Genomic DNA, 23172 nt, shown 5'->3' with positions numbered 1-23172 from the left:
GTGAATCGCTTTCGCTGTGTGCGTGGGAGACTTACGCCAAGTTAGTCAGGTTAAATTAATTTTGAAGGTGATAGTATGCAGACAAATGATGTTACAGGTGTTTTACAATATGAGTTAATGAGTCAAATGCTTAATAGTATATCTCAGAATAGTTCTCTTTCTGGTGAATCAGATACACAGCAGAATATCTTTAATATGTTAATGCAAAGCATGTTAGATGCTACTAAAGACAATAATGGAGATATTGATATCAATAAATTAAATTTTTTAGGTAATAGTGATTTGAGTAAAATTGGCTATGGTGCTGGAACAAAACTGGATAACTTAAGCACTGGATCAGCTTTAAGTGGAAATAATAGTATAAGTGATGATATTAATACAGATATGAAAACTAATAATTTAACCATAGACCAGGCTGTTGATAATGCTTCTAAAAAATATGGAGTTGATAAAAAACTTATATTAGCAGTTATACAACAGGAATCCTCCTTTAACCCGCATTCTACATCCAGCGTAGGGGCTATGGGACTTATGCAGCTAATGCCTGGTACAGCAAAGGAGCTTGGAGTAGATAACGCCTATGATGTAAATGAAAATGTGGATGGTGGTACGAAGTATTTAAAGAGTTTGCTTGATACTTTTGGAAATTATAGGATGGCTATTGCCGCTTATAATGCTGGCCCTGGGGCAGTACAAAAGAGTGGGGAAAATATAGATAAGCTTCCAAGCGAAACACAGGATTACGTAGCAAAGGTTTCAAAATATTATCAAAACATATAGGACGTGGACTTTAAAATGGAAAGATTAGATAAAGTTTTAGCTAATTCTGGTTATGGATCTAGGAAAGATGTAAAGAAATTAATTAAAAGCGGTTTAATAGAAGTGGATGGAGAGAAAATAAAATCCAGTAATATACAGGTGAATGTAAATGAAAATAGAATAAATGTTAATGGTGAGCCGCTAATATATAAAAAATATATTTATTTAATGATGAATAAACCGGATGGAGTAGTTTCTGCTACCTTTGACAATTTTGATGAAACTGTAGTGGATCTTCTGGAAGAATATCATGCTTCTTTTAATCCTTTTCCTGTAGGCAGACTTGATAAAGATACTGTAGGGCTGCTTATTTTAACAAATGATGGAGAATTAAACCATAGAATGATCTCACCTAAATGGCATGTGGATAAGGTGTATTATGCAGAGATCAATAAAGATGTTGATGATGATGACATAAAGGCTTTTGAAGAGGGAATAGAAATAGATGATGGATACAAATGTATGCCTGCAAAACTTAGTATACTCAGTGCTGATTGTAATGGATCTAGGGTCATGGTAACTATTCAGGAGGGGAAATTTCATCAGGTTAAAAGAATGTTTTTAGCAAGAAATAAAGAAGTTGTATATTTAAAAAGAGTTAGTTTTGGGCCTATTCAATTAGATGAAAGTATAGAGGAAGGGGCTTATAGAGAACTAACTGAGGAAGAATTAAGAGTTTTAAAAGAAATTTAACACAATAGAATATGCTAAGGAATAATGATAAAATTTACTTAATGGTTTTTGCAGAGGAGTGAATTAAATGGCAAAGTATGAATCGAAACTTGAAAGTGAAAATATGGATTTTTTTTGCAATGCTATTTTGAGTTTGAATACAAAAGAAGAATGTTATAGATTTTTTGAGGATATATGTACAATAAATGAAGTTAAGGCTATTGAGCAGCGTTTGCAGGTTGCTAAAATGCTTGTGCAAAAGCAGACCTATAGTAATATAGGTAAGGCTACAGGGGCCAGTACTGCCACTATAAGTAGGGTTAACAGATGCCTTAATTATGGCAGTGATGGATATACTATAGTATTAAAAAGACTTGGAATAATAAAATCAGAAGAAAATAGTGATGATAAGGACGAAGAAAAATAATTGTACATATCTAAAGAGGTTTGCTGAAGTGAAAACAGTGAACCTTTTCTTTATCTAAAGTGAGAAGCATTACTTTTACTTTACTATAAAATAAACTATTAATGTTTGGATAAACACTTTTTAGAATATATGTTTAAATCATATACTAGAATGATATAATAAATAATAGCCAATGAAAAACTTCTAAATAATCAACAGCTATTTAAACAGTATAGTTGTTGATTATTTAAAAGTTATAGAAACACAAGGAGGCAAATATAATGGATTTGAAGAAACTATTGAATAGAGAACAATACGAGGCAGCAACAGCAGTAGATGGACCTGTGCTTGTTTTGGCAGGGGCTGGTTCTGGTAAAACTAGAGTTCTCACTTACAGAATTGCTAATATGATTGAAAATTTAAATATTTATCCCTCACAAATATTAGCTATAACTTTTACTAACAAAGCAGCTCAGGAGATGAAGGAAAGAGTTCGTCAGCTTGTGGGCAGTGAGGCTGATAATATGTGGGTATCTACCTTTCACTCCAGCTGTGTAAGAATACTTAGAAGAGAAATAGACAAATTGGGATATAATAAAAATTTTACTATATATGACAGCGCAGATCAAAAAACCTTGATAAATCAATGCATAAAGGAAGTTGGAATTAATGATAAAGATATAACCGATAAGGAGATAATATCTAAAATAGGAGCTCAAAAGGATGATTTAGTATCCGCAGAGGAATATAAGAGAAAGAATGAAAATAATTTCAGATTAAACAGAATTGCAGAAGTATATCTATTATATCAGAAAAGGCTAAAAGAAAATAATGCTTTGGATTTTGATGATTTAATATTTAAAACTGTGGAGCTATTTAAAAAGCATGAGGATGTTCTTCAGTTCTATCAGAGAAAATTCAGATATATAATGATAGATGAGTATCAGGATACCAATAAGGCCCAGTATGAATTAGCGAGACTTTTAGCAAAAGAGCATAAGAATATATGCGTGGTAGGAGATGACGATCAGTGCCTGCCAGAGGGTACTATGGTAAATCTAGGAGATAAAGTGGTTCCTATTGAGACTATAAAGGAAAATGACAATGTTCTATGTGCAGGAGGAAATGGAAGTACATTAAAGGGAACAGTTAAAAAAGTATTGAAAAAGTCATATAGAGGGCTTATGGTTAAATTGACAACTGTCTCAGGAAAGGTAGTTAAGGCTACACCAAATCATCTTACTTTTGCCAGATTAAATGTGCAGGAGGAAGCTTATTATGTGTATCTCATGTTTAAAAGGGGTATGGGATATAGAATTGGTCAGACACAAAGTGTAAGAAGCAGAAAAGCCGGTGATCCTGTTAATGGCATGTTTGTAAGGTTAAATCAAGAAAAAGCTGATAAAATGTGGATACTAAAGGTGTGTGGAGATAAAGGTGAAGCTACATATTATGAACAATATTTTTCAGTAAAATACGGAATACCTACAGCCGTTTTTTATTCAAAGGATAGAAAGATTACATTATCTCAGGAACAACTGGATAAACTTTTTTCAGAAATAAATACTTATGAGGCAGCGGATAAGCTCTTTGAAGAAAATTATTTAAGTGAAGATTATCCACATCACAGAGCTAATGCTGTAATCAGAGGAAATACTGCAAGGAGAACTGTAAATATTAATTTTTTCTCCTGTAAAAAATCAAAAGAAGCAAATTATTATTCTCATAGAATAAGCTTAATTACCAGTGGTGAAAAGATTAAAGCCAATATGGAAAGTGCCGGTTTTTCTGTTAGAAAAGAAAAGTCTGATACCTGGAGAATTGAGACAGAGAGAAGAAATTATGATGATACAGAGGACTTTGCCAAAAAGATAATGCAGACTCAAGAAGATCTTGATATAGCTAGAAAAGCAAAATTAACTAAAGATAAAAGCTTTTCCTTTATGCCCTTTGGAAATATAAAGCCGACCATGAGTATAGCCGTATGTGATAATGGAGAGATTGTAGAAGATATTGTAAAGGCAGTTGACTTTGAGTATTACGATGGTTATGTCTATGACTTATCTATCCCCTATTTAAGACAATATATATGTGAAAATGTAGTAGTTCATAACTGCATTTACGGCTGGAGAGGAGCAGATATAAGGAATATACTGGATTTTGAAAAGGACTATACTAATGCAAAGGTAATAAAGCTTGAGGAAAACTACAGATCAAAGGGAAATATTTTAAAGGCGGCTAATGGAGTTATTAAGAATAATCCTCATGAGCATTTTAAGCTGCTTAGGACGAGAAGTGAAGATGGAAATAAAATAAGGATGTATAGAAGCTATTCTGATATTGAAGAGGCGGAGTTTGTAGCTAATGAAATAAAGAAAGCCATGGATTCAGGTGACAGAGCCTATAAGGATTTTGCAGTGCTCTACAGAACTAATGCTCAGTCCAGATTATTTGAAGATGTATTTATGAAAAGACAGCTTCCCTATAGAATAATTGGAGGGCTTAAATTCTATGACAGAAAAGAAATTAAGGATATAATGGCCTATTTAAAGCTTATTTGCAATCCCTTAGACAATATCAGTTTAAAGAGGATAATAAATGTGCCTAAAAGAGGTATTGGTGGAACTACTGTAGATAAAATTGAAAAGTTTTCTAATGAAATTGAAGAGTGTATATATAGTTCTTTATTGGATATACAGAATATACCGGGACTTACAGCTAGAAATGTTTCAGCAATAAATAAGTTTATAAGTATAATAAACAGCTTTGTCATAAGAAAGGATGAAATCAGGGTTTCTACTCTAATCGAAGAACTTTTGGGACAAACGGGTTATCTTGCAGAATTAAAGAAATCCAATGATTTACAGGATGAAACAAGAATAGAAAATCTTCAGGAATTAGTTTCTGCAGCAGTAGATTTTGAAAACAATTCTGAGGATAAGACTCTCGCTGCCTTCCTAGAAAAAACTGCCTTAGTAGCAGATGTGGATAATTATGATACGGATGCAGATTCTGTTGTAATGATGACTGTTCATAGTGCAAAGGGACTTGAGTTTCCTGTGGTATTTATGGTTGGAATGGAGAATGGTATTTTCCCAGGGGCTGCATCTCTCACAGATTTTTCAGAGATGGAGGAATCAAGAAGGTTAGCCTATGTAGGCATTACCAGGGCAAAGGAGCAGTTATACATGACCTCAGCCCAAACGAGAAAGGTTTTTGGAAGAACTGTTGCCTACGGAGAATCAGACTTTATAGCTGAGGTTCCAAGGGAATTGAAAGAATATGTTAATATAAATACAAAGGGAAATAGTGCTGTCAATAAATTTTCTAGCGTTGGAAATAATCATGGAAGCAGTATGCAGGGATTTTCTTTTAATAATAGAGATATACCTCCAAAGAATACAGTGTTTAATAAAGGCTTTTCCACCAAATATGCTGAAAGCATATTGGAAGCTGATATGGTTCCAGCTAAAAAGGATCTAAAACCACTTACAGAAAGTGAAGCAGCAGCAGGGAGAAAGGTAAAACATTCTAAATTTGGAGAGGGAACTATTGTAGCTGTGAGCAAAAAAGATGGTAATATAAATTTAACTATTGCCTTTAAAAATATGGGAATAAAGAATTTAAGATTGGATTTAGCTCCATTACAGCTTATATAAATTGCAGTTAAATATTAATACGATATTGATAAGTAGTTCATAGGATTGCTTTATTAATTGGAAAATATTCGAGAAAATAGCTATTTAGGCATTTAGTTTCTTTACGATATTTAAGCTAAGGCATGTGAAAATAAATAGTAAGTCAAAGATGCGACGAATATTTTGAATCATACAAGGAAACAGGTTCTGATGATAGTTGAGCTATCTGAGGGTTCTGTTGACGCAGTAGGATTCAAAATAGGCTAGCATACTGACTAGTTATTTATTTGAATATGCCTAAATAGTATGAACGGAGTAGGTTAAAATATGGATGACAAATTAAAAAGAATGGAAGGGCTTATTGAAGAACTAAACAGGTATGCCTATGAATATTATGCACAGGATAATCCTACTGTTTCCGATAAGGAATATGATACAAAATATGATGAACTTTTAGCTTTGGAAAAAGAAACAGGTAAAGTTTATCCTTATTCACCAACTGTTAGAGTTGGTGATGTTGTATTGCCAGAATTTCAAAAGTATACACATATAGCCAGGCTTTGGAGCCTTGATAAGGCACAATCTATTAATGAACTTGAAGAATGGCACAACAGAAATTTAAAGTTTATTAATAGTTATAATGATTTGCATGAAGAAAAATTGCCGCCAATTAAGTATATTGTAACTAAAAAATTTGATGGATTAACTATAAATTGTACCTATGACGAAGCTGGAATTTTAATAAAGGCCGCCACAAGAGGTACTGGTGAAGTGGGAGAGGATGTAACTCAGCAGGTAAAAACAATAAAATCTATTCCACTTAGAATTAAAAATAATGCTGTAATAGAGGTTCATGGAGAAGCTATAATGACAAAGGAGGCTTTCGATGAATACAACAAGTCAGCAGTGGTACCACTTAAAAATCTTAGAAATGGAGCAGCAGGGGCCCTTAGAAATTTAAATGTGAAAGAAACGGCCAGAAGAAAGCTTTCTGCCTTCTTTTATGACGTAGGCTATAATGAAGGAAAACCATTTAAAACCTATATGGAAATGTTGAATTTTTTAATTGAAAGAAATTTTCCCATGGATGATTACATAAGAGAATGTTCTACTATGGAAGAAATAGAAAGAGAAGTAGAAGTTGTAAAAAAATTGAGAGAAACTTTAAATTATGATATAGATGGTGCAGTTATTGCTATAGATGATATGAAGACAAGAGAGTTACTAGGCTATACAGTTAAATTTCCTAAATGGGCAATAGCCTTTAAGTTTGAGGCTGAAGAAGCTACAACTAAGCTCCTTTCTGTGGAGTGGAATGTAGGCAGAAGTGGAAGAGTTACTCCTACAGCCATACTGCAGCCAGTGGAACTTGCAGGTGTAACAGTAAAAAGAGCAACTCTTAATAATATGGATGATATACAGAGAAAAGGAGTAAAGATTGGAAGTAATGTCTTTGTCCGCAGGTCTAATGATGTTATTCCTGAAATAATGGGTGTAGCTGATAATAGTGATGAGGAACAGGAGATAAAACCACCGGAAGTATGTCCCTATTGTGGAAGTGAACTTGTGCAGGAGGGTGTGCATTATTTTTGCGAAAATACATTATCCTGCAAGCCTCAGTTAGTAAAAAGCATAGTGCATTTTGCCAGCAGAGAGGCAATGAATATTGAAGGGTTTAATGAAAAAACTGCCGAACAATTGTTTGAAAAAATGGACATAAAAACTATAACCGATTTATATAAAATAAAAAAAGAACAGCTTTTAGAACTGGATAAATTTGCGAATAAAAAGGCAGAGAAACTTATAAAAGCCATTGAAAAAAGTAAAAACTGTGAATTATCATCTTTCATATATGCTCTAGGTATAGTGAATGTTGGCAAGAAAACAGCAAAGGATATAGTGAAAAATTTCAAAAATTTAGAGAAAATTGAAAATTGTACTTATGAGGAATTAATTTCTATACAGGATATAGGTGAAATAGTAGCTAAAAGTGTTTTAGAATTTTTCAATGAGGACAAAATAATAAAAACTATATATGAACTTCTTGATATAGGAATAAAGCCTTATTATGAGGAAGAAAAGGTCACAGATAATCCATTTTTGGATAAGACTATAGTAGTTACAGGTTCTTTGGAAAATTTCAGTAGAAATGAAATAAAAGAAAAGATAGAAGCCTTGGGGGCAAAGGTTTCCGGCAGCGTCAGCAAAAAGACGGATTATGTACTTACAGGAAAAAATCCAGGATCTAAATATGATAAAGCCATAGAACTGGGAGTGAAAATTATAACTGAAGAAGAATTTTACAAAATATTAAACAATTAGTAACTGTATTTTTACGAAAAAACATTTACAATTGTAAAAAAATGAATTAGTATTTAGGCATATGAAAATAAATAGTAAGTCAAAGATGCGACGGATATTTTGAATCATACAAGGAAACAGGTTCTGAGGATAGTGAGCTATCTGAGGGTTCTGTTGACGCAGTAGGATGCAAAATAGACTAGCATACTGATTAGTTATTTATTTGAATATGCCGTATATTGAGAGAGCGAATTAGGAGGAAATAAAATGAAGAAGGCAATAAACATTATTGGGTGGATATTGGTTTTATTAACAATGCTCACTTTAACTTGTACACTGCTTACTACTTATTTATTTGTTCGTCAAATAAGTTATTTTGACTCATATAATACATTTCAGTTATGTATGACTTTAACAATGATGATTTGGGCAGTTGGGATGTTTGTGGACAAAAGAGAAAGATCGCAGAATCTTTTTTATTCAATTTCTTGTACGCTTATTGCAATAGGAACTGTGTTTTTCATGTACATAGGAGTATTTTAATATCTAAACATTAAAATAAAAAAATAATTTGAAATTTTAAATTTTCTAGTATATAATGATTACAAGTTTTAAGATGTTTTTAATTAAAGTATTATATTTTTAGAGTCAAAGGTTACCTATAAGGTAACCTTATTTGTTATGAATAATTTTGTTTAAATTATTTGAGATTATGCAATAATATATTGTATAATTTAATTTGGTGATAAATAGAATCATTACATTCTAGAACAGTTTTTAATGACTATGAGTAGAAGATGATTGTCTTATAAAAATTACACCTGATAAAAAATATTTAAAGGGAAGAGAGGAATAATATGTCAGTTTCGAAAAAGGATGTAGAGTATGTTGCAGAGCTTGCAAGACTCAGCTTTAATGAAGAAGAAAAGGAAGAATTGATAAATGATCTTAATAAAGTTTTAGGCTACATAGAAAAATTGGATGAACTTAATATAGAGGATACAGATATAATTGTTAATCCTTATTATATTGAAAATAAATTCAGAGAAGATGAAATAGAACCTTCAATGGAGCTTAAATCAGTTTTAGATAATGCACCTCAAAAGTTGGAAGAATATATAATGGTACCTAAAATAATAGAATAAGCTGGTTTTTAATTATATTATTCTTAGGCATCCTTATTTGTTGTTTATTTTGAGATGCCCTATTAACTGCTTTAAAGATAATAATGGAGGTAAAAATATGGAATTACATAAGCTTAAAGCCCATGAGTTAAAGGATTTAATAAAAGATAAAGAAGTTAAAGTAGAAGAAGTGACTAATGCTTTTCTAAATAGAATAGATAAGACCGATAAAAAGATAGGCGCTTATTTGTATAAGTCTGAAGAAGAGGCTGTAAGTGAAGCTAGAAAACTGGATGAAAAGATTTCAAAGGGAGAAATCTTAGAGGGTTTAGGAGGAGTACCTGTTGGTATAAAAGATAATATAAATGTAAAGGGAATGCAAAATACCTGTGCATCTAAAATACTGGAAGGATATATTTCTCCCTATGATGCTACTGTCACGCAAAAAATCAAGGAAAATAATGGAATAATACTTGGCAAGCTCAATATGGATGAATTTGCCATGGGATCTTCTAATGAAAATAGTGCATATAAAAAGGTAATAAATCCTTGGAATAATGAATATGTTCCGGGAGGATCTTCTGGGGCGTCAGCGGCTTCTGTTGCGGCCCTTGAAACACCTATAGCCCTTGGAACTGAAACTGGCGGCTCTGTAAGACAACCGGCTTCCTTTTGCGGTGTAGTTGGCCTTAAACCTACCTATGGAAGAATATCCAGATACGGGGTAGTGGCTTTTGGTTCCACTTTAGATCAGGTTGGAACTATAGGAAGAGATGTAGAAGACTGTGCGCTTTTAACTCAGAACATTGCAGGTATTGATAAAATGGATTTCACTACAGTGGATACAGCTGTACAGGATTATAAAAAGAGTTTGGTAAAAGATGTAAGAGGTAAGAAGATAGGTATACCTGAAGAATATTTCGGAGAAGGTCTTGATGACAATGTAAGAAAGAAAATAGAAGAAGCTGTAAAAGTTCTTGAAGCTAATGGTGCTGAAATAAAAAAATGTTCACTTCCATTGACTGAGTATGCACTAGCAGCCTATTACATAATATCCTCTGCAGAGGCTTCATCAAATTTAGCAAGATTTGATGGAATAAGGTTCGGACATAGATCTAAGGATGCACAGGATGCTGTGGACATATATTCTAAATCCAGAAGTGAAGGCTTTGGAAAAGAAGTTAAAAGAAGAATAATGTTGGGTACATATGCTCTATCTGCAGGATATTATGATGCTTATTATAAGAAGGCGCTAAAGGTTAGAAATCTTATAAAGCAGGATTTTCAAAAAGTATTTAAAGAATTTGATGTACTAATTTCACCTACATCACCTACAACTGCCTTTAAGTTTGGAGAAAAAACTAAAGATGTAGTTTCCATGTATATGTCAGACGTTTATACCGTTCCAATAAACATTGCAGGACTTCCAGCTATATCAGTACCTTGCGGCTTTGTAAATGATTTACCAGTAGGCCTGCAATTTATAGGAAATTACTTTAGAGAAGATCTTTTGTTTAATTTTGCTTACAGTTATGAAGCATCTACTGATTGGCATAAGAAAACTGCAGTAGTTGAATAAGGATGGTGAATAGAATGGAATATGAAGTTGTAATAGGACTTGAAGTTCATACTGAACTTTCAACAAAAACTAAAATATATTGTGGATGCACAACAGAGTTTGGAGGTCAGCCTAATACTCATGTTTGTCCTGTGTGTCTGGGCCTTCCTGGTGCACTTCCGCATTTAAATAAAAGAGTAGTAGAGTACGGAATCAAAGCAGGTCTTGCATTAAATTGCTCTATAACTAAGTACGGAAGAATGGATAGAAAAAATTATTTCTATCCGGATTGTCCTAAAAATTATCAAATAAGCCAGGATGAATTGCCTCTTTGCACAGATGGATATATTGAAATTGAATTGGAAGATGGCAGCGCTAAAAAAATAGGAATAGAGAGAATTCATATAGAAGAGGATGCAGGTAAGCTTCTACATACAGGAGTAGGAACTCTTGTTGATTTTAACAGAGCAGGAGTGCCTCTAGCAGAAATTGTATCAAGGCCAGACCTTAGAAGCCCTAAAGAAGCAGTACAATATCTTGAAAAATTAAAGAGTATACTCTCCTGCATTGGTGTTTCCGATTGTAAGATGGAAGAGGGGTCTCTTAGATGTGATGCAAATATTTCTGTTATGGAAAAAGGTTCTGATAAATTTGGTGTAAGAACAGAAATAAAAAATATGAACTCTTTTAAAGCACTAGATAAAGCTTTAAACTATGAAATAGAAAGACAAATAGCGGCCTTAGAAAATGGAGAAAAGCTTACTCAGGATACAAGAAGATGGGATGATAACAACAATGTAACCGCCATAATGAGAAGTAAAGAATTTGCCAATGATTACAGATATTTTCCTGAAGGAGATCTTGTAACTTTAAATATAGGGGATGAATGGATTGAAGAGATAAGAAAAACAATACCAGAACTTCCTTATGAAAAAGAGGCTAGATTTGTTCAGCAGTTTAAAATTCCTAAATATGATGCAGGAGTGCTTACCCTTACTATGTCTATGGCTGATTTCTTTGAAAAGGCTGCACTGGCAAGTGGAGATGCTAAAGCTGCTTCAAATTGGCTTATGGGTGATATATCTAAAATAATGAAGGAAAATGCTGTATGGGTGGAGGATTTAAAATTTACTCCAGAGCAGTTGGCAGAACTTATAAAACTTATAAATTCAGGTACTATATCTAATGCCATAGGAAAAAAAGTTATTGTTGATATGTTTGACACGGGTAAGGATCCTAAAATCGTTATTGAAGAAAAAGGATTAATTCAAAATAGCAATGAAGATGAAATTCTTAAAGTAGTAAAGAACATATTAGACAATAATGAGAAATCCATAGAAGATTATAAAAATGGAAGAAAAAGAGTTCTTGGATTTATTGTAGGGCTTGTTATGAAAGAAACCAAGGGAAAGGCAAATCCTCAGATTGTAAATAAGCTTGTTAATGAAGAAATAAAAAACTATTAAAATTTAATCATTAAATAATAATATATACAATAATGCTATTCATTTTAAACAGATGTTGACTAAATTTTATTTATTAAATGAATAATTTTAATTGCAGCTAATATATTATATTAATTAGGCTGAATAAAAAATAATTGTAATAACTAAATACAGAAGAACACTGATAATCCATTATATATCTTGGAGTTATTGGTGTTCTTTTGCTTTCTTATGATTAATAATATAAATGCTCTGTCCATACATTAAATATTGTTTATAACAGGCAACAAATGTTAATAATGATTAATAGCAGGGTATTTTCAAAGAAATAATTTATAAGTAGTAGTACAGTTTTTATTCTAATGTATCTATATAATTAGGATATTAAATAGAATTGAAAGCTTCTAATAAAGAGTTTTTACTGCTTAAACTTGATTAAAAGTATGTTTTAGTAAAGGTATGTGTGTATGAAAATTTTAAAGAGATATTTAAGTATAATTTTAATTATTATTTGCGTAATTCTAATTTTTTCTGGATGCGTAGAAAAAAAAGACGATATAAGTACAATTAGTCAAAAGAATAGATATCTAATGTATGATATAGGAAATTTACCAGATGATTTAAGTAAAACTGATGTGAATTCCTCTAGAGTAAGAGAACTGGAAAGAATATTATTTCAGGGGCTGGTTTATGACAAAGAAGATAATAATGGTAATAGCAGTGTGGGCTATGCATTGGCTCAAAATTGCGACATTTCAAAGGATGGATTAGTATATACTTTTACATTAAAGGATAATATAAAATGGAGTGATGGAAGTGATATTACAGCTCAGGACTTCGTAGATTTTTTTAGGGGTATATTATCTCAAGATTATAATAGTGTGTATAGATATGAATTAAAATGTATTTACGGTGTATCTGACTTTGTATCTGGTAATAAAGATTTTTCAACTGTGGCTATTACAGCGCCTAAACAAAATGTGGTTCAGATAAGATTAAATTATCCCAGTCCATATTTTTTAGAACTATTAGCTCAACCAATGTATGGTCTTAGAAAAATTGATAGTAATATTGCCAATTGGAAAAAGGATTATGAAAATATAAATTATTCAGGTGCATTTTCCATTAAAGAGGTAGATAGTAGTGGAAATATACTTTTAAGCAAAAACAAAAACTATGTGTTTAAAGATTCAGTTAAAAGTAATGAAATTATGTTAGCTACAAATAAAAATGGAAGTGCTTATTCTTTAGCTGATTTTGAAACCTATAACAATGTTGATATTTTTTTAAATCCACCTTCAACGGAGATAGATAGATTAAAAAGTAAAGGTGAGGCTAGTATTTTTCCTGATCTTTCAGTTAAAGGGCTATTCTTTAATTTTAATAGTAAAAATATGGCCTCAAATTATAATTTCAGAGAAGGTGTAAGCTTAGCCATTGATAGGAATGAGCTAAAGAATAATGTGGTTGGTGATTGTGGAGAAGCTATATCTTCATATTTCCCAAAAGGAATGAATTTATCACAAGTAAAGAATAAAGGTATTATCAGTAATTCACAGAATGAAGCTTTAAAATATCTTAATAACAGTAATTATAATAAAGAAGATATAATAAAATTTATATATGTAGATAATGAAGATAATAAAAAAATCTGTGAAGATATTGTTAAAATGATAAATAATACTCTTGCAAAAAATAATAATTCCAATAACAAAGCAGCCGTAGTTAATAATATAAAATTTGATCTTCAGGGATACAGCAGTGAAGAAATTGGTAAAGTTATTAAAAGCAATAATTATGATATGTATTTGGGTGAATACAATATAAATTATAATAGCCCCATGTCATTTTTAGAAATTTGGAGATCTAATTCTCCTTACAATAAATACGGTTTTAAAGATCTTACCTATGATGATCTTATGTATACTGGAGATGTTACTAAAGATCAAAATAAAAAGAATGATATATACAATAAATGTATTGATGAATTAATAAAGAATATACCTGTAATCCCTTTGTATTCAAAGAATACTGTAGTGTGCTCAAAGAGTTCTATAGAAGGATTAAAACTAAATAAATTTGGAAATTTATTAATAGAAAATTTACAGGAGAAATAATATAAATCCAGTGAGATACTCTCAACTAATAGAAGTGAGAGTTTCCTGGATTTACAATTGTATCTAAAATAATAATTATTATATAAGGTTAATTAATATAAATGATATCCAACCATTTGTACTAATATGCATAATGTGACATATACTTCTGAGCTAAGAATTATAATCGTTAGTATTATGTGCTTTTTTATCAGTATCTTTGTGCCTTTTATGCTTATCACTCTTGTTATTTTTAGAGTTATTATTCTTAACGACGTTGGAATTATTTTTGGTAACATTATTGTATTTTTGGTAATCGCAATCTTCAAATACTAATTGGGAGTTATCTTTATAGGATTTTCCTTTTTCTAATCTATTTAAAGCCATTTTGTAATCAGGTTTAAATAGATATATGAACAAAAAAAATAAAAACATATTTTGACTGCTGTAAAAGCTATTTTTTGATTTAATAAAGCTATTTTTCTTTTTATTATAGGTTACAGATTTTAAGAATACAGGGGCTGTTTTTGAGGCTTCGGGAGTTGGCATAGAAGGCATTTTAAAATTTTGTTCATCTAGCAGGTCATCAGAATGGAGAGAAAAATTTTTATACCTTTCTGGATTTCCGAGGCTTGGAACCTCAGGCCAACTGTTAATAATTCCTGATTCAATAATTTGATGCTTAAATATGTTAGAAATCATTGATGCATCTTCATCCTCTTCAGGAGATAATAAAGTGCTTACAACATACAATAATATTTCTTCAGAACTATAGTCTATTTCTTTTTTATCAGTATCCTTTACGAACATTTGATTTTCAGGATTATATGTTTTTTTTATTTTGTCTAAAATTTTCATTGAATCCTCTTTATAATTTAAAAGTCCTGTATGCTTATATATAAGGGCTGAATTTATGAATAATAAACATTGAAGGCTTATATCAATAGCTTTTATATCCTCAGGGTTAGGTTCTAAATTTTCTGACAGATAGTCATACAAATCTAAAAGAAGAGAAAGTGACTTCTTATCTTTAGAATGATCATAGAATACATTTAAAGCTAAACAAACCTTTGAAATTTCATCTGAGGATAGATCGTATATGCTTTCCTTGTAGTCTTTAAGCATTTTCAATATGTCAAAGGAGAAGTTCTTAAATTGAAGAGCATCTTTGACATTACAAAGCTGAGAACAACTATAAAAAGCAGCCATAAGTAATGCTTGATCAGAAAATTTAAAATTGCTAGATTTTTCTTCAAATCTCACTTCTGGTTCTGAAGAGTCAGATATATCTTTTTTGTCTATAAAAACACCTTCGAAGTTTCGGAGATTAGCAGCATAGAACTCAAGCTGTTTTTTTGCAAGGTCATTGTAAACGTAGCTTAAATTTGATTTATCGGAATGAATAGTTTCTAAAATTTTGTAATATCTAGATAATTCTAGTAGTGATAATGTCATAAAAGCATTACTTGATATTGGTATTTCTTTCTTAAATTTTTCTTCTGCCCATTTGAATTTATTATCTGAATTTTCAAGTTCACAATCTCCTTTTTTGTATATGCATAAAAGTGGAGAAAATGAATTAAATGTGCTAATATCATTATTAGGAATAATTTTGTGTCTGAAATCTTTAGTATAGGCTGAAACACCAAATTTGGAATACAATACAATGATTTTTTCACTTTCTTTTGCAAGGTGAAATAATTGATTTTTTATATTTTCTTTATTTAAACAATTGATCTTTAAAAAAGGTCCTATATATCTCAAAATAAACACCGCCTAAAAGTAATCCTATATAGCATAATATGAAATAATAGCTATAATTGTGTATATAATTACTTTAGAAAGGAAGATTTTTATGAAGGTTGGTAAACTTGATTCTTATGAATTACAGAAAATAATTGATAGTAACAGAGGAATAAAAAGGGAGGATGTAAGAATTAGGGGAGGGATTGGAGAAGATTGCAGTGTTATAGAATTCGGTGACTTTGAATGTGTAGTGTCTACAGATCCTATAACGGGTTCGGAAAATGGAATAGGAAAACTTGCAGTGCATATTAATTGTAATGATATTGCATCCTGTGGAGTTGAACCTTTGGGGATACTTGTAACTATAATGGCTCCTGAAACTTCAACACTTACAGACATAAAGATGGTTATGGAGGAGATAAGTGAAGAATGTAAAAAGTTAAATCTGGAGATATTGGGTGGACATACAGAGGTAACCAGCGCAGTAAATAGAATGATAGTCTCCTGTACTGCCATCGGAAAGGGTAAAAAAAATTCTGCAGTATCAACAGCCAATGCACAGCCCGGAGACTATATAATAGTTACTAAAAAGCTTGGAATGGAGGGCACTTTCATTGCAATAAATGACAAATTTGAAAGAGTCAATAAATTACTTACAGAAGAAGAGATAGAAGAAGCTAAGGGATATATAGAAAATATAAGTGTGGTAAAGGAAGGTAGAATTTGCGGCCAGGCCGGAGTCAACAGTATGCATGATATAACAGAAGGAGGAGTTCTAGGTGCATTGTGGGAAGTATCTAGTGCCAGTAGATGCGGTTTTAAGGTGAACTATGATTCCATGCCAATAAGTAAGGTTACCAGAAAGATATGCGATGAATTTGGTGTGGATCCACTAAGATTCATATCCTCAGGCAGTATGCTTATAACTTGCAGTAATGGACAGAAATTAGTAGATTTGTTAAATAAAAGCAATATAGAAGCTGTGATAATAGGAAGTATTACTAAAGAGAAAACTATTATTATAAGAAATGGCAGAGAAGAAGATGTGACACCACCGGATAGTGATGAATTATTTAAAATTATAAATTAGAAAATCACAATCAATAATGATAGAAATGTAAATTAGCTATTAATTTTTTGGAGGATTTTATGCGTTTTGACGGAAGAAAATTTGATCAGATGAGGTCTGTTAATGTAATAAGAAACTATACTAAATACGCTGAAGGTTCGGTTTATATTGAGGTTGGTGACACCAGAGTTATATGCAATGTATCTATTGAGGATAAAGTACCAATATTTATAAGAGGCAAAGGAGAAGGATGGATTACCTGTGAATATAATATGCTGCCTAGAGCAACTCAAACTCGTAAAATTAGAGATATAACAAGGGGAAAAATAGATGGAAGAACTATGGAGATACAGAGACTCATAGGAAGAGTGCTAAGGTCAGTAGTCGATCTCAAGGCCCTTGGAGAAAAGACACTTTGGGTTGATTGCGATGTAATTCAGGCAGATGGTGGGACACGTACTACTGCTATTACTGGCGCATTTATAGCTATAGTAGATGCTGTAAACAAATTACATAGGAAAAAGAATTTTAAGGTATATCCAATTAGAAAATATTTAAGTGCCATAAGTGTAGGTATAGTAAATAATGAAAAACTTTTAGATCTGTGTTATGCAGAAGATTCTAATGCACAGGTGGATATGAATATTGTAATGACAGATGATGGAGAATTTGTAGAGATACAAGGTACTGGAGAGGAAAAGCCCTTTTCAAGAAAAGATTTAAATCAACTAATGGATTTGGGGCAAAATGGTATAAAGAAGATGATTGAAATTGAAAAACGTAGTCTTAAAATGGATGCACTTTGGATTGGAACAGGAGATAGGAAATGAATAAGCTTATAGTGGCAAGTAATAATCAAGGAAAGATTAGGGAAATAAAAGAAATTCTCAAAGACTTTCAACTACATGTATTCTCTTTAAGAGAATTAAATATTGATATAGATGTATTAGAAGATGGAAATACCTTCATGGATAACGCTTATAAGAAAGCCAAAGAGGTATATGATGTTACAGAAGGTTATATGGTGTTAGCGGACGATTCAGGGCTTATGGTTGATGCTTTGAATGGAGCACCAGGAGTTCTTTCAGCAAGATTTTCAGGAGAGCACGGAAATGATGAAAAAAATAATAAAAAATTGCTTAATATGCTAAAAGAAAAAAATAAAAACCAAAGGGAAGCTAAATTTGTCTGTGCTTTAGTGCTTATCATAGATAATCACAGAGAAATTAGAGTACAGGAAGAAATAAAAGGCTTTATAACTGAACAGAAGAGGGGAAAAGATGGATTTGGATACGATCCTCTGTTTTATGTACCACAATTGGAAAAGACCTTTGCAGAAATGACTAATAAGGAAAAAAATAGTATAAGCCATAGGGGAAAGGCATTAAATAATCTGAAAAAGAAATTGAAGGAAGAGTTAGGCATGTGAAAATAAATAGTAAGTCAAAGATGGGACGAATATTTTGAATCCAACAAGGAAGCGGTGACCAAGATAGCTTTGGCTATCTGAGGGTTCTGCTGACGCAGTAGGATTCAAAATAGGCTAGCATACTGACTAGTTATTTATTTGAATATGCCTTATAGGGAGGAAAACTTATATGCTAATAGGAGTACTAAGTGATACACATAAATTAAAGGGATATATAAAAAATGCCTGTGAACATGTAAAAGAATGTGATTTAATAATACATTTAGGAGATAATGTAGAGGATATAGAAGAAATAAAACAATATTATAATGGACATATTATAAATGTGAGCGGCAATTGTGACTATACGAAAAATATACCTAGTGAAAGATTAGAAATACTAGATGGCAAGAAATTTTTTATAACTCATGGACATAATTACAATGTAAAAAGCAGCCTTATAAATCTTAAATATAAAGCAATGGAAACAGGGGCAGATGTGGTATTATTTGGTCATACACATATAGCAGCAGTAATAAAAGAGGATGGAATATTATTTATTAATCCAGGTAGTGTTTCTATGCCGCGAAATGGAAAAAATAGCATAGCTATCATAGAAATTATTAATGGAAATATAGAGGCTAATATAAAAACTATATAAAAATATAATAAAAAAATCCAAAAAACTATTGACGAACAAAGGAACTTAGTGTAGAATAATTTTTGTCGTCAAACGGTGGCGGCAAGCAAAACGAAAATGAATTAAATTATCGGGGTGTGGCGCAGATGGGAGCGCGCGTGGTTTGGGACCATGAGGTCGCAGGTTCAATCCCTGTCACCCCGACCACCAAGCGGGTGTAACTCAATGGTAGAGTGCCAGCCTTCCAAGCTGGTTACGAGGGTTCGATTCCCTTCACCCGCTCCAATAAAATGCGTCTTTAGCTCAGCTGGATAGAGCAACGCCCTTCTAAGGCGTGGGCCGGGGGTTCGAATCCCTTAAGACGCACCATTAAAAACAAAATGCGCTTTTAGCTCAGTTGGTAGAGCACCTGACTCTTAATCAGGGTGCCCAGGGTTCGAGTCCCTGAAGGCGCACCATTATGGTGAATATAGTTCAGTTGGTAGAGCGCCAGTTTGTGGTACTGGTTGTCAAGGGTTCGAGTCCCTTTATTCACCCCACTATTTTGGGATGTCGTCAAGCGGTAAGACACAGCACTTTGACTGCTGCATTCGTAGGTTCGAATCCTGCCATCCCAGCCAAATTACATATGGTTTACTAGCTCAGTTGGTAGAGCACATGACTTTTAATCATGTTGTCCGGGGTTCGATTCCCCGGTAAGCCACCAATGATGCAGGTGTGGCGGAATTGGCAGACGCACTAGACTTAGGATCTAGCGCCTACGGCATGGGGGTTCGACTCCCTTCACCTGCACCAATACTTTTGTTGACATTTTCTTATTGATTTATATGTATAAATAAAAAATATCTTAACTACATAATTTTTAGCAGTAAAAATATATAATTTTAATTTTTTATTTGAAAGTTTAGATTGTTAATGAATTTTTAAGCGGGAGTGGCTCAGTGGTAGAGCGTCACCTTGCCAAGGTGAACGTCGCGAGTTCGAATCTCGTCTTCCGCTCCAATATATGCGGGTGTAACTCAATGGTAGAGTGCCAGCCTTCCAAGCTGGTTACGAGGGTTCGATTCCCTTCACCCGCTCCAATAAAATGCGTCTTTAGCTCAGCTGGATAGAGCAACGCCCTTCTAAGGCGTGGGCCAGGGGTTCGAATCCCTTAAGACGCACCATTATGGTGAATATAGTTCAGTTGGTAGAGCGCCAGTTTGTGGTACTGGTTGTCAAGGGTTCGAGTCCCTTTATTCACCCCACTATTTTGGGATGTCGTCAAGCGGTAAGACACAGCACTTTGACTGCTGCATTCGTAGGTTCGAATCCTGCCATCCCAGCCAAATTACATATGGTTTACTAGCTCAGTTGGTAGAGCACATGACTTTTAATCATGTTGTCCGGGGTTCGATTCCCCGGTAAGCCACCAATGATGCAGGTGTGGCGGAATTGGCAGACGCACTAGACTTAGGATCTAGCGCCTATGGCATGGGGGTTCGACTCCCTTCACCTGCACCAATATTAAAATTGATATTATTGTGGATGTCTTTATATAAATTAGCATTGAAGCTTAAGCGGGAGTGGCTCAGTGGTAGAGCGTCACCTTGCCAAGGTGAACGTCGCGAGTTCGAATCTCGTCTTCCGCTCCATAAAATATTAGTTATTCAAATATGTAAGTGGGTTGTAATTAAGATTATAGATTTAGTATCATTAAAGAATATGCGTTTTTAGCTCAGTTGGTAGAGCACCTGACTCTTAATCAGGGTGCCCAGGGTTCGAGTCCCTGAAGACGCACCATTTTATATCGGGGTGTGGCGCAGATGGGAGCGCGCGTGGTTTGGGACCATGAGGTCGCAGGTTCAATCCCTGTCACCCCGACCACACTAAGCGGGTGTAACTCAATGGTAGAGTGTCAGCCTTCCAAGCTGATTACGAGGGTTCGATTCCCTTCACCCGCTCCAATAAATAATTAATAAGTATAGATTACAAGCTCTGACTTTTAACTTTGGCTTTTAAGTTTGAGTTTATTTTTATTTATGTTTATGCATCCATAGCTCAGTTGGATAGAGTTGCAGACTTCGAATCTGAAGGTCGAGGGTTCGACTCCCCCTGGGTGCACCAAAGTCTTGATACAAGTCGGTTTACGAATGATGTAAACTGGCTTGTATTTTTATTTTTCCATAAAAGTTATAGAAACATTTAGTTTCTTTTAGAAGAGTGGTTTATAAATTTAGTAAGATCAATAGTTATAGCGAATTTTAGAAATATATAATTTAATAGTAAAATTTTTATTGTTATAATTTAACAATCAATTAATTATGTGGTATTATCTTATATATAATTAAGACAGACTAATAATATAGTCCGTCTTAACTGTTATTCTTTTATAACTTCTTTATTAACCGAGAGATATGTGTAATATTTCATAAATTGTACCTAAATCATGAAGTTGGTAAGGTGTTTCTTTAAAAAAATATATTTTACTAAAGCCCCATTTGTCTGGATTATAGATACAAGTTTCTCCAAGAATTTCATAGTTAGTTTCTAAATCTAATTGTTGTTCCTTAAAAGTAGTTAAACTAGCACTTTCAGGTATTGTGCCTGTTATTTCAAGAGCGTGTGTACTATCAGCGAAATTTGACTTTGTTTTCGTGTATAATGGAATCCCAATATTAATCTGCTGCCAACCAAAAGAATTAAGAATGTTATCATAATACCCGTCAAAGAGAAACTTATTCATGCCAACATTAGTATTCCAAATATAAAAAGGAGAATATGAATTATATAAATTTTTATTCTTATCTTTTTCAGTAATTAGATAAGCTTTAAATTGTAAATCTAGAAATCCATCTGTCTTAAAACCATTATCTCTTACCCTTTTTCTAATGATGTTCATATCGTAATCGCTAGGTAGTGTAACTTTATATTGCATACCAATCATAATTATCCCTCATTTCTATTTTATAAGTTTAATTTACTCCTAAGTTAGAGTTAAGTAAAATAATTATTAGTATGTGTGTTGTAAATTTTTTTATAGTATTATTTTTTAGTATATTGGCATACTATTTTTGAGGTGAATAATATTGTTTCAACCTAAAAGAGTTATATTTGAAAAAGTAGCATTAGAATATAAAACAGGAAGAGATATGTTAGAGTATTTTAAAGATAAAGATATACAATTAATATATTCTAAAAGTGGAAGAGTGACACAAATACCAGGAGATACGGCTTCTAAGATGTATTTTGAGGGTAAGAATACTTTGGTAGTAGGGGTAAGAAAATCTTATAAATTTCAATCATGTAAACCATCAGCCCATTATCAATTGCCATTAGTAAGTGGATGCATGGGGATGTGTGAGTACTGTTATCTCAATACGCAAATGGGCAAAAAGCCATATATTAAAGTCTATGTAAATATAGATGAAATATTGAATAATGCAGATAAATATATTGAAGATAGATTACCAGACACTACAATATTTGAAGGAGCAGCGACTTCTGATCCAATTCCTGTTGAACCTTATACCGGAAATCTGGGAAAATCTATATCTCATTTTGGGAAAAGTAATAATGGATATTTCAGATTTGTAACTAAATTTACAGATGTAGATGATATTCTTAATTTAAATCATAATGGGAGAACAACCATAAGATTTAGTGTAAATACAAATAAAATTATAAAACAATTTGAGCATGGGACTCCTAAAGTTGAGGATAGAATTAAAGCAGCAATGAAAGTTTTAAATGCTGGATATAATTTAGGATTTATAATTGCACCTGTGTTTTTGTATCCTAATTGGGAAGATGAATATAAAGTTATCATAGATAAAATTGGAAATAGCTTTATTAATTCAAATATCTCTTTTGAAATAATATCCCATAGGTTTACTAAAAGGGCAAAGGAGAATATTTTAACGGTATATCCCAAAACAATATTGCCTATGGAAGAGGAAATAAGAAAATTTAAATATGGTCAATTTGGATATGGAAAATATCTGTATAAAGATGAAGAAATAAATTATATGAAAAGATTTTTTAAAGAAAATATAGAGAAATATTTCCATGAGTCAAGTATAAATTATATTATATAAGAGCCTTACCACTGGAAAATTAAGTGGAAGAACAATAACCAGTGGTACTATTTCAGGAAGCATTATAACAAGTACAAATTCAATTTCTAGTTTAACAATAAGTGGTGCTTCTATAATAGGAAAAGTTAATAGTGTACAAGGGCTAGTTACAGGCGATCATTCAATAGGATTTCA

At 32.5% G+C, this 23172-nt stretch carries 17 protein-coding genes and 20 tRNA genes; 35 read left to right on the top strand and 2 right to left on the bottom strand.

Features of this window, described 5'->3' with window-relative positions:
- Positions 1–75: 75 nt before the first annotated feature.
- The 10 genes from ABF633_RS09700 (at position 76) to ABF633_RS09655 (ending at position 14080) form a co-directional block, all read left to right on the top strand.
- Positions 76–780 (top strand): lytic transglycosylase domain-containing protein, encoded by a 705-nt coding sequence (locus ABF633_RS09700; RefSeq protein WP_415523487.1) that lies wholly within the window; start codon positions 76–78, stop codon positions 778–780.
- Positions 781–795: 15 nt separating this feature from the next.
- A complete protein-coding gene (locus ABF633_RS09695; protein ID WP_415523486.1) occupies positions 796–1512 on the top strand; it encodes a pseudouridine synthase in 717 nt (238 codons plus the stop codon).
- Between the two features lie 67 nt (positions 1513–1579).
- Positions 1580–1918 carry a YerC/YecD family TrpR-related protein gene (locus ABF633_RS09690; protein WP_415523485.1) on the top strand — a complete coding sequence of 113 codons (339 nt, stop codon included), beginning with the start codon at positions 1580–1582 and terminating at the stop codon, positions 1916–1918.
- A 260-nt stretch (positions 1919–2178) separates the two neighbouring features.
- Entirely contained in the window at positions 2179–5556 is a 3378-nt protein-coding gene (locus tag ABF633_RS09685) for a UvrD-helicase domain-containing protein (protein ID WP_415523484.1), read from the top strand.
- 306 nt (positions 5557–5862) lie between these two features.
- Positions 5863–7857: an NAD-dependent DNA ligase LigA gene (gene ligA / locus ABF633_RS09680; RefSeq protein WP_415523483.1), complete on the top strand. Its 1995-nt coding sequence runs from the start codon at positions 5863–5865 to the stop codon at positions 7855–7857.
- 246 nt (positions 7858–8103) lie between these two features.
- Positions 8104–8379, top strand: a complete 276-nt coding sequence (locus ABF633_RS09675; RefSeq protein ID WP_415523482.1) for a hypothetical protein — start codon at positions 8104–8106, stop codon at positions 8377–8379.
- A gap of 314 nt (positions 8380–8693) precedes the next feature.
- A complete protein-coding gene (gene gatC, locus ABF633_RS09670; protein WP_415523481.1) occupies positions 8694–8981 on the top strand; it encodes an Asp-tRNA(Asn)/Glu-tRNA(Gln) amidotransferase subunit GatC in 288 nt (95 codons plus the stop codon).
- 97 nt (positions 8982–9078) lie between these two features.
- Entirely contained in the window at positions 9079–10539 is a 1461-nt protein-coding gene (gatA, locus tag ABF633_RS09665; RefSeq protein WP_415523479.1) for an Asp-tRNA(Asn)/Glu-tRNA(Gln) amidotransferase subunit GatA, read from the top strand.
- A gap of 14 nt (positions 10540–10553) precedes the next feature.
- Complete coding sequence (gene gatB / locus ABF633_RS09660; protein WP_415523478.1) at positions 10554–11984, top strand: Asp-tRNA(Asn)/Glu-tRNA(Gln) amidotransferase subunit GatB; 1431 nt, start codon at positions 10554–10556, stop codon at positions 11982–11984.
- 446 nt (positions 11985–12430) lie between these two features.
- A complete protein-coding gene (locus tag ABF633_RS09655) occupies positions 12431–14080 on the top strand; it encodes a peptide ABC transporter substrate-binding protein (protein ID WP_415523476.1) in 1650 nt (549 codons plus the stop codon).
- Between the two features lie 153 nt (positions 14081–14233).
- Here the strand turns inward: ABF633_RS09655 and ABF633_RS09650 are convergent, their stop codons facing one another.
- The gene (locus ABF633_RS09650; RefSeq protein WP_415523475.1) at positions 14234–15832 is read right to left on the bottom strand and encodes a hypothetical protein; all 1599 of its coding nucleotides are present in this window, start codon (positions 15830–15832) and stop codon (positions 14234–14236) included.
- Between the two features lie 82 nt (positions 15833–15914).
- Between ABF633_RS09650 and ABF633_RS09645 the strand changes: the two genes are divergently transcribed.
- The 24 genes from ABF633_RS09645 to ABF633_RS09530 all read left to right on the top strand — a co-directional run bounded on the left by ABF633_RS09645 (position 15915) and on the right by ABF633_RS09530 (position 21028).
- The gene (locus ABF633_RS09645; RefSeq protein ID WP_415523474.1) at positions 15915–16895 is read left to right on the top strand and encodes an AIR synthase family protein; all 981 of its coding nucleotides are present in this window, start codon (positions 15915–15917) and stop codon (positions 16893–16895) included.
- A 59-nt stretch (positions 16896–16954) separates the two neighbouring features.
- Complete coding sequence (gene rph, locus ABF633_RS09640; RefSeq protein WP_415523473.1) at positions 16955–17704, top strand: ribonuclease PH; 750 nt, start codon at positions 16955–16957, stop codon at positions 17702–17704.
- The gene (locus ABF633_RS09635; RefSeq protein WP_415523472.1) at positions 17701–18303 is read left to right on the top strand and encodes an XTP/dITP diphosphatase; all 603 of its coding nucleotides are present in this window, start codon (positions 17701–17703) and stop codon (positions 18301–18303) included. The genes rph and ABF633_RS09635 overlap by 4 nt, the downstream gene beginning before the upstream one ends.
- A 169-nt stretch (positions 18304–18472) precedes the next feature.
- A complete protein-coding gene (locus ABF633_RS09630) occupies positions 18473–18943 on the top strand; it encodes a metallophosphoesterase (protein ID WP_415523471.1) in 471 nt (156 codons plus the stop codon).
- 110 nt (positions 18944–19053) lie between these two features.
- Positions 19054–19129 (top strand) — tRNA-Pro (locus tag ABF633_RS09625).
- Between the two features lie 4 nt (positions 19130–19133).
- Positions 19134–19207, top strand: a tRNA-Gly gene (locus ABF633_RS09620).
- A 7-nt stretch (positions 19208–19214) separates the two neighbouring features.
- Positions 19215–19291, top strand: a tRNA-Arg gene (locus ABF633_RS09615).
- A gap of 13 nt (positions 19292–19304) precedes the next feature.
- A tRNA-Lys gene (locus ABF633_RS09610) sits at positions 19305–19380 on the top strand.
- A 5-nt stretch (positions 19381–19385) separates the two neighbouring features.
- Positions 19386–19461, top strand: a tRNA-His gene (locus ABF633_RS09605).
- A gap of 6 nt (positions 19462–19467) precedes the next feature.
- Positions 19468–19542: transfer RNA gene (locus ABF633_RS09600), tRNA-Gln, on the top strand.
- Between the two features lie 10 nt (positions 19543–19552).
- A tRNA-Lys gene (locus tag ABF633_RS09595) sits at positions 19553–19628 on the top strand.
- Between the two features lie 5 nt (positions 19629–19633).
- A tRNA-Leu gene (locus ABF633_RS09590) sits at positions 19634–19717 on the top strand.
- A gap of 132 nt (positions 19718–19849) precedes the next feature.
- A tRNA-Gly gene (locus tag ABF633_RS09585) sits at positions 19850–19924 on the top strand.
- Positions 19925–19930: 6 nt separating this feature from the next.
- Positions 19931–20004 (top strand) — tRNA-Gly (locus ABF633_RS09580).
- Positions 20005–20011: 7 nt separating this feature from the next.
- Positions 20012–20088, top strand: a tRNA-Arg gene (locus ABF633_RS09575).
- A gap of 5 nt (positions 20089–20093) precedes the next feature.
- Positions 20094–20169 (top strand) — tRNA-His (locus ABF633_RS09570).
- A gap of 6 nt (positions 20170–20175) precedes the next feature.
- Positions 20176–20250, top strand: a tRNA-Gln gene (locus ABF633_RS09565).
- A 10-nt stretch (positions 20251–20260) separates the two neighbouring features.
- Positions 20261–20336 (top strand) — tRNA-Lys (locus ABF633_RS09560).
- 5 nt (positions 20337–20341) lie between these two features.
- Positions 20342–20425: transfer RNA gene (locus ABF633_RS09555), tRNA-Leu, on the top strand.
- A 56-nt stretch (positions 20426–20481) separates the two neighbouring features.
- Positions 20482–20556: transfer RNA gene (locus tag ABF633_RS09550), tRNA-Gly, on the top strand.
- Between the two features lie 72 nt (positions 20557–20628).
- A tRNA-Lys gene (locus tag ABF633_RS09545) sits at positions 20629–20704 on the top strand.
- Positions 20705–20712: 8 nt separating this feature from the next.
- A tRNA-Pro gene (locus tag ABF633_RS09540) sits at positions 20713–20788 on the top strand.
- 6 nt (positions 20789–20794) lie between these two features.
- Positions 20795–20868 (top strand) — tRNA-Gly (locus ABF633_RS09535).
- 83 nt (positions 20869–20951) lie between these two features.
- A tRNA-Arg gene (locus ABF633_RS09530) sits at positions 20952–21028 on the top strand.
- Positions 21029–21305: 277 nt separating this feature from the next.
- Here the strand turns inward: ABF633_RS09530 and ABF633_RS09525 are convergent.
- Positions 21306–21848 (bottom strand): DUF4865 family protein, encoded by a 543-nt coding sequence (locus tag ABF633_RS09525; protein WP_415523470.1) that lies wholly within the window; start codon positions 21846–21848, stop codon positions 21306–21308.
- A gap of 142 nt (positions 21849–21990) precedes the next feature.
- Between ABF633_RS09525 and splB the strand changes: the two genes are divergently transcribed.
- Complete coding sequence (gene splB, locus ABF633_RS09520) at positions 21991–22998, top strand: spore photoproduct lyase (protein ID WP_415523469.1); 1008 nt, start codon at positions 21991–21993, stop codon at positions 22996–22998.
- Positions 22999–23172 lie beyond the last annotated feature (174 nt).

Origin of the sequence: Clostridium sp. (assembly GCF_047718555.1) — a bacterium.
In the GTDB taxonomy this organism is placed as follows: Bacteria; Bacillota; Clostridia; order Clostridiales; family Clostridiaceae; genus Clostridium_I.
The sequence above is the reverse complement of the archived record's forward strand: the minus strand, read 5'-3'. Positions and strand labels throughout refer to the sequence as shown.

Bases quoted from the DNA above. Each gene is read 5' to 3' on its own strand.
- ABF633_RS09700 (WP_415523487.1), top strand. From the start codon at position 76: ATGCAGACAAATGATGTTACAGGTGTTTTACAATATGAGTTAATGAGT.
- ABF633_RS09695 (WP_415523486.1), top strand. From the start codon at position 796: ATGGAAAGATTAGATAAAGTTTTAGCTAATTCTGGTTATGGATCTAGG.
- ABF633_RS09690 (WP_415523485.1), top strand. From the start codon at position 1,580: ATGGCAAAGTATGAATCGAAACTTGAAAGTGAAAATATGGATTTTTTT.
- ABF633_RS09685 (WP_415523484.1), top strand. From the start codon at position 2,179: ATGGATTTGAAGAAACTATTGAATAGAGAACAATACGAGGCAGCAACA.
- ligA (WP_415523483.1), top strand. From the start codon at position 5,863: ATGGATGACAAATTAAAAAGAATGGAAGGGCTTATTGAAGAACTAAAC.
- ABF633_RS09675 (WP_415523482.1), top strand. From the start codon at position 8,104: ATGAAGAAGGCAATAAACATTATTGGGTGGATATTGGTTTTATTAACA.
- gatC (WP_415523481.1), top strand. From the start codon at position 8,694: ATGTCAGTTTCGAAAAAGGATGTAGAGTATGTTGCAGAGCTTGCAAGA.
- gatA (WP_415523479.1), top strand. From the start codon at position 9,079: ATGGAATTACATAAGCTTAAAGCCCATGAGTTAAAGGATTTAATAAAA.
- gatB (WP_415523478.1), top strand. From the start codon at position 10,554: ATGGAATATGAAGTTGTAATAGGACTTGAAGTTCATACTGAACTTTCA.
- ABF633_RS09655 (WP_415523476.1), top strand. From the start codon at position 12,431: ATGAAAATTTTAAAGAGATATTTAAGTATAATTTTAATTATTATTTGC.
- ABF633_RS09645 (WP_415523474.1), top strand. From the start codon at position 15,915: ATGAAGGTTGGTAAACTTGATTCTTATGAATTACAGAAAATAATTGAT.
- rph (WP_415523473.1), top strand. From the start codon at position 16,955: ATGCGTTTTGACGGAAGAAAATTTGATCAGATGAGGTCTGTTAATGTA.
- ABF633_RS09635 (WP_415523472.1), top strand. From the start codon at position 17,701: ATGAATAAGCTTATAGTGGCAAGTAATAATCAAGGAAAGATTAGGGAA.
- ABF633_RS09630 (WP_415523471.1), top strand. From the start codon at position 18,473: ATGCTAATAGGAGTACTAAGTGATACACATAAATTAAAGGGATATATA.
- ABF633_RS09525 (WP_415523470.1), bottom strand. From the start codon at position 21,848: ATGATTGGTATGCAATATAAAGTTACACTACCTAGCGATTACGATATG.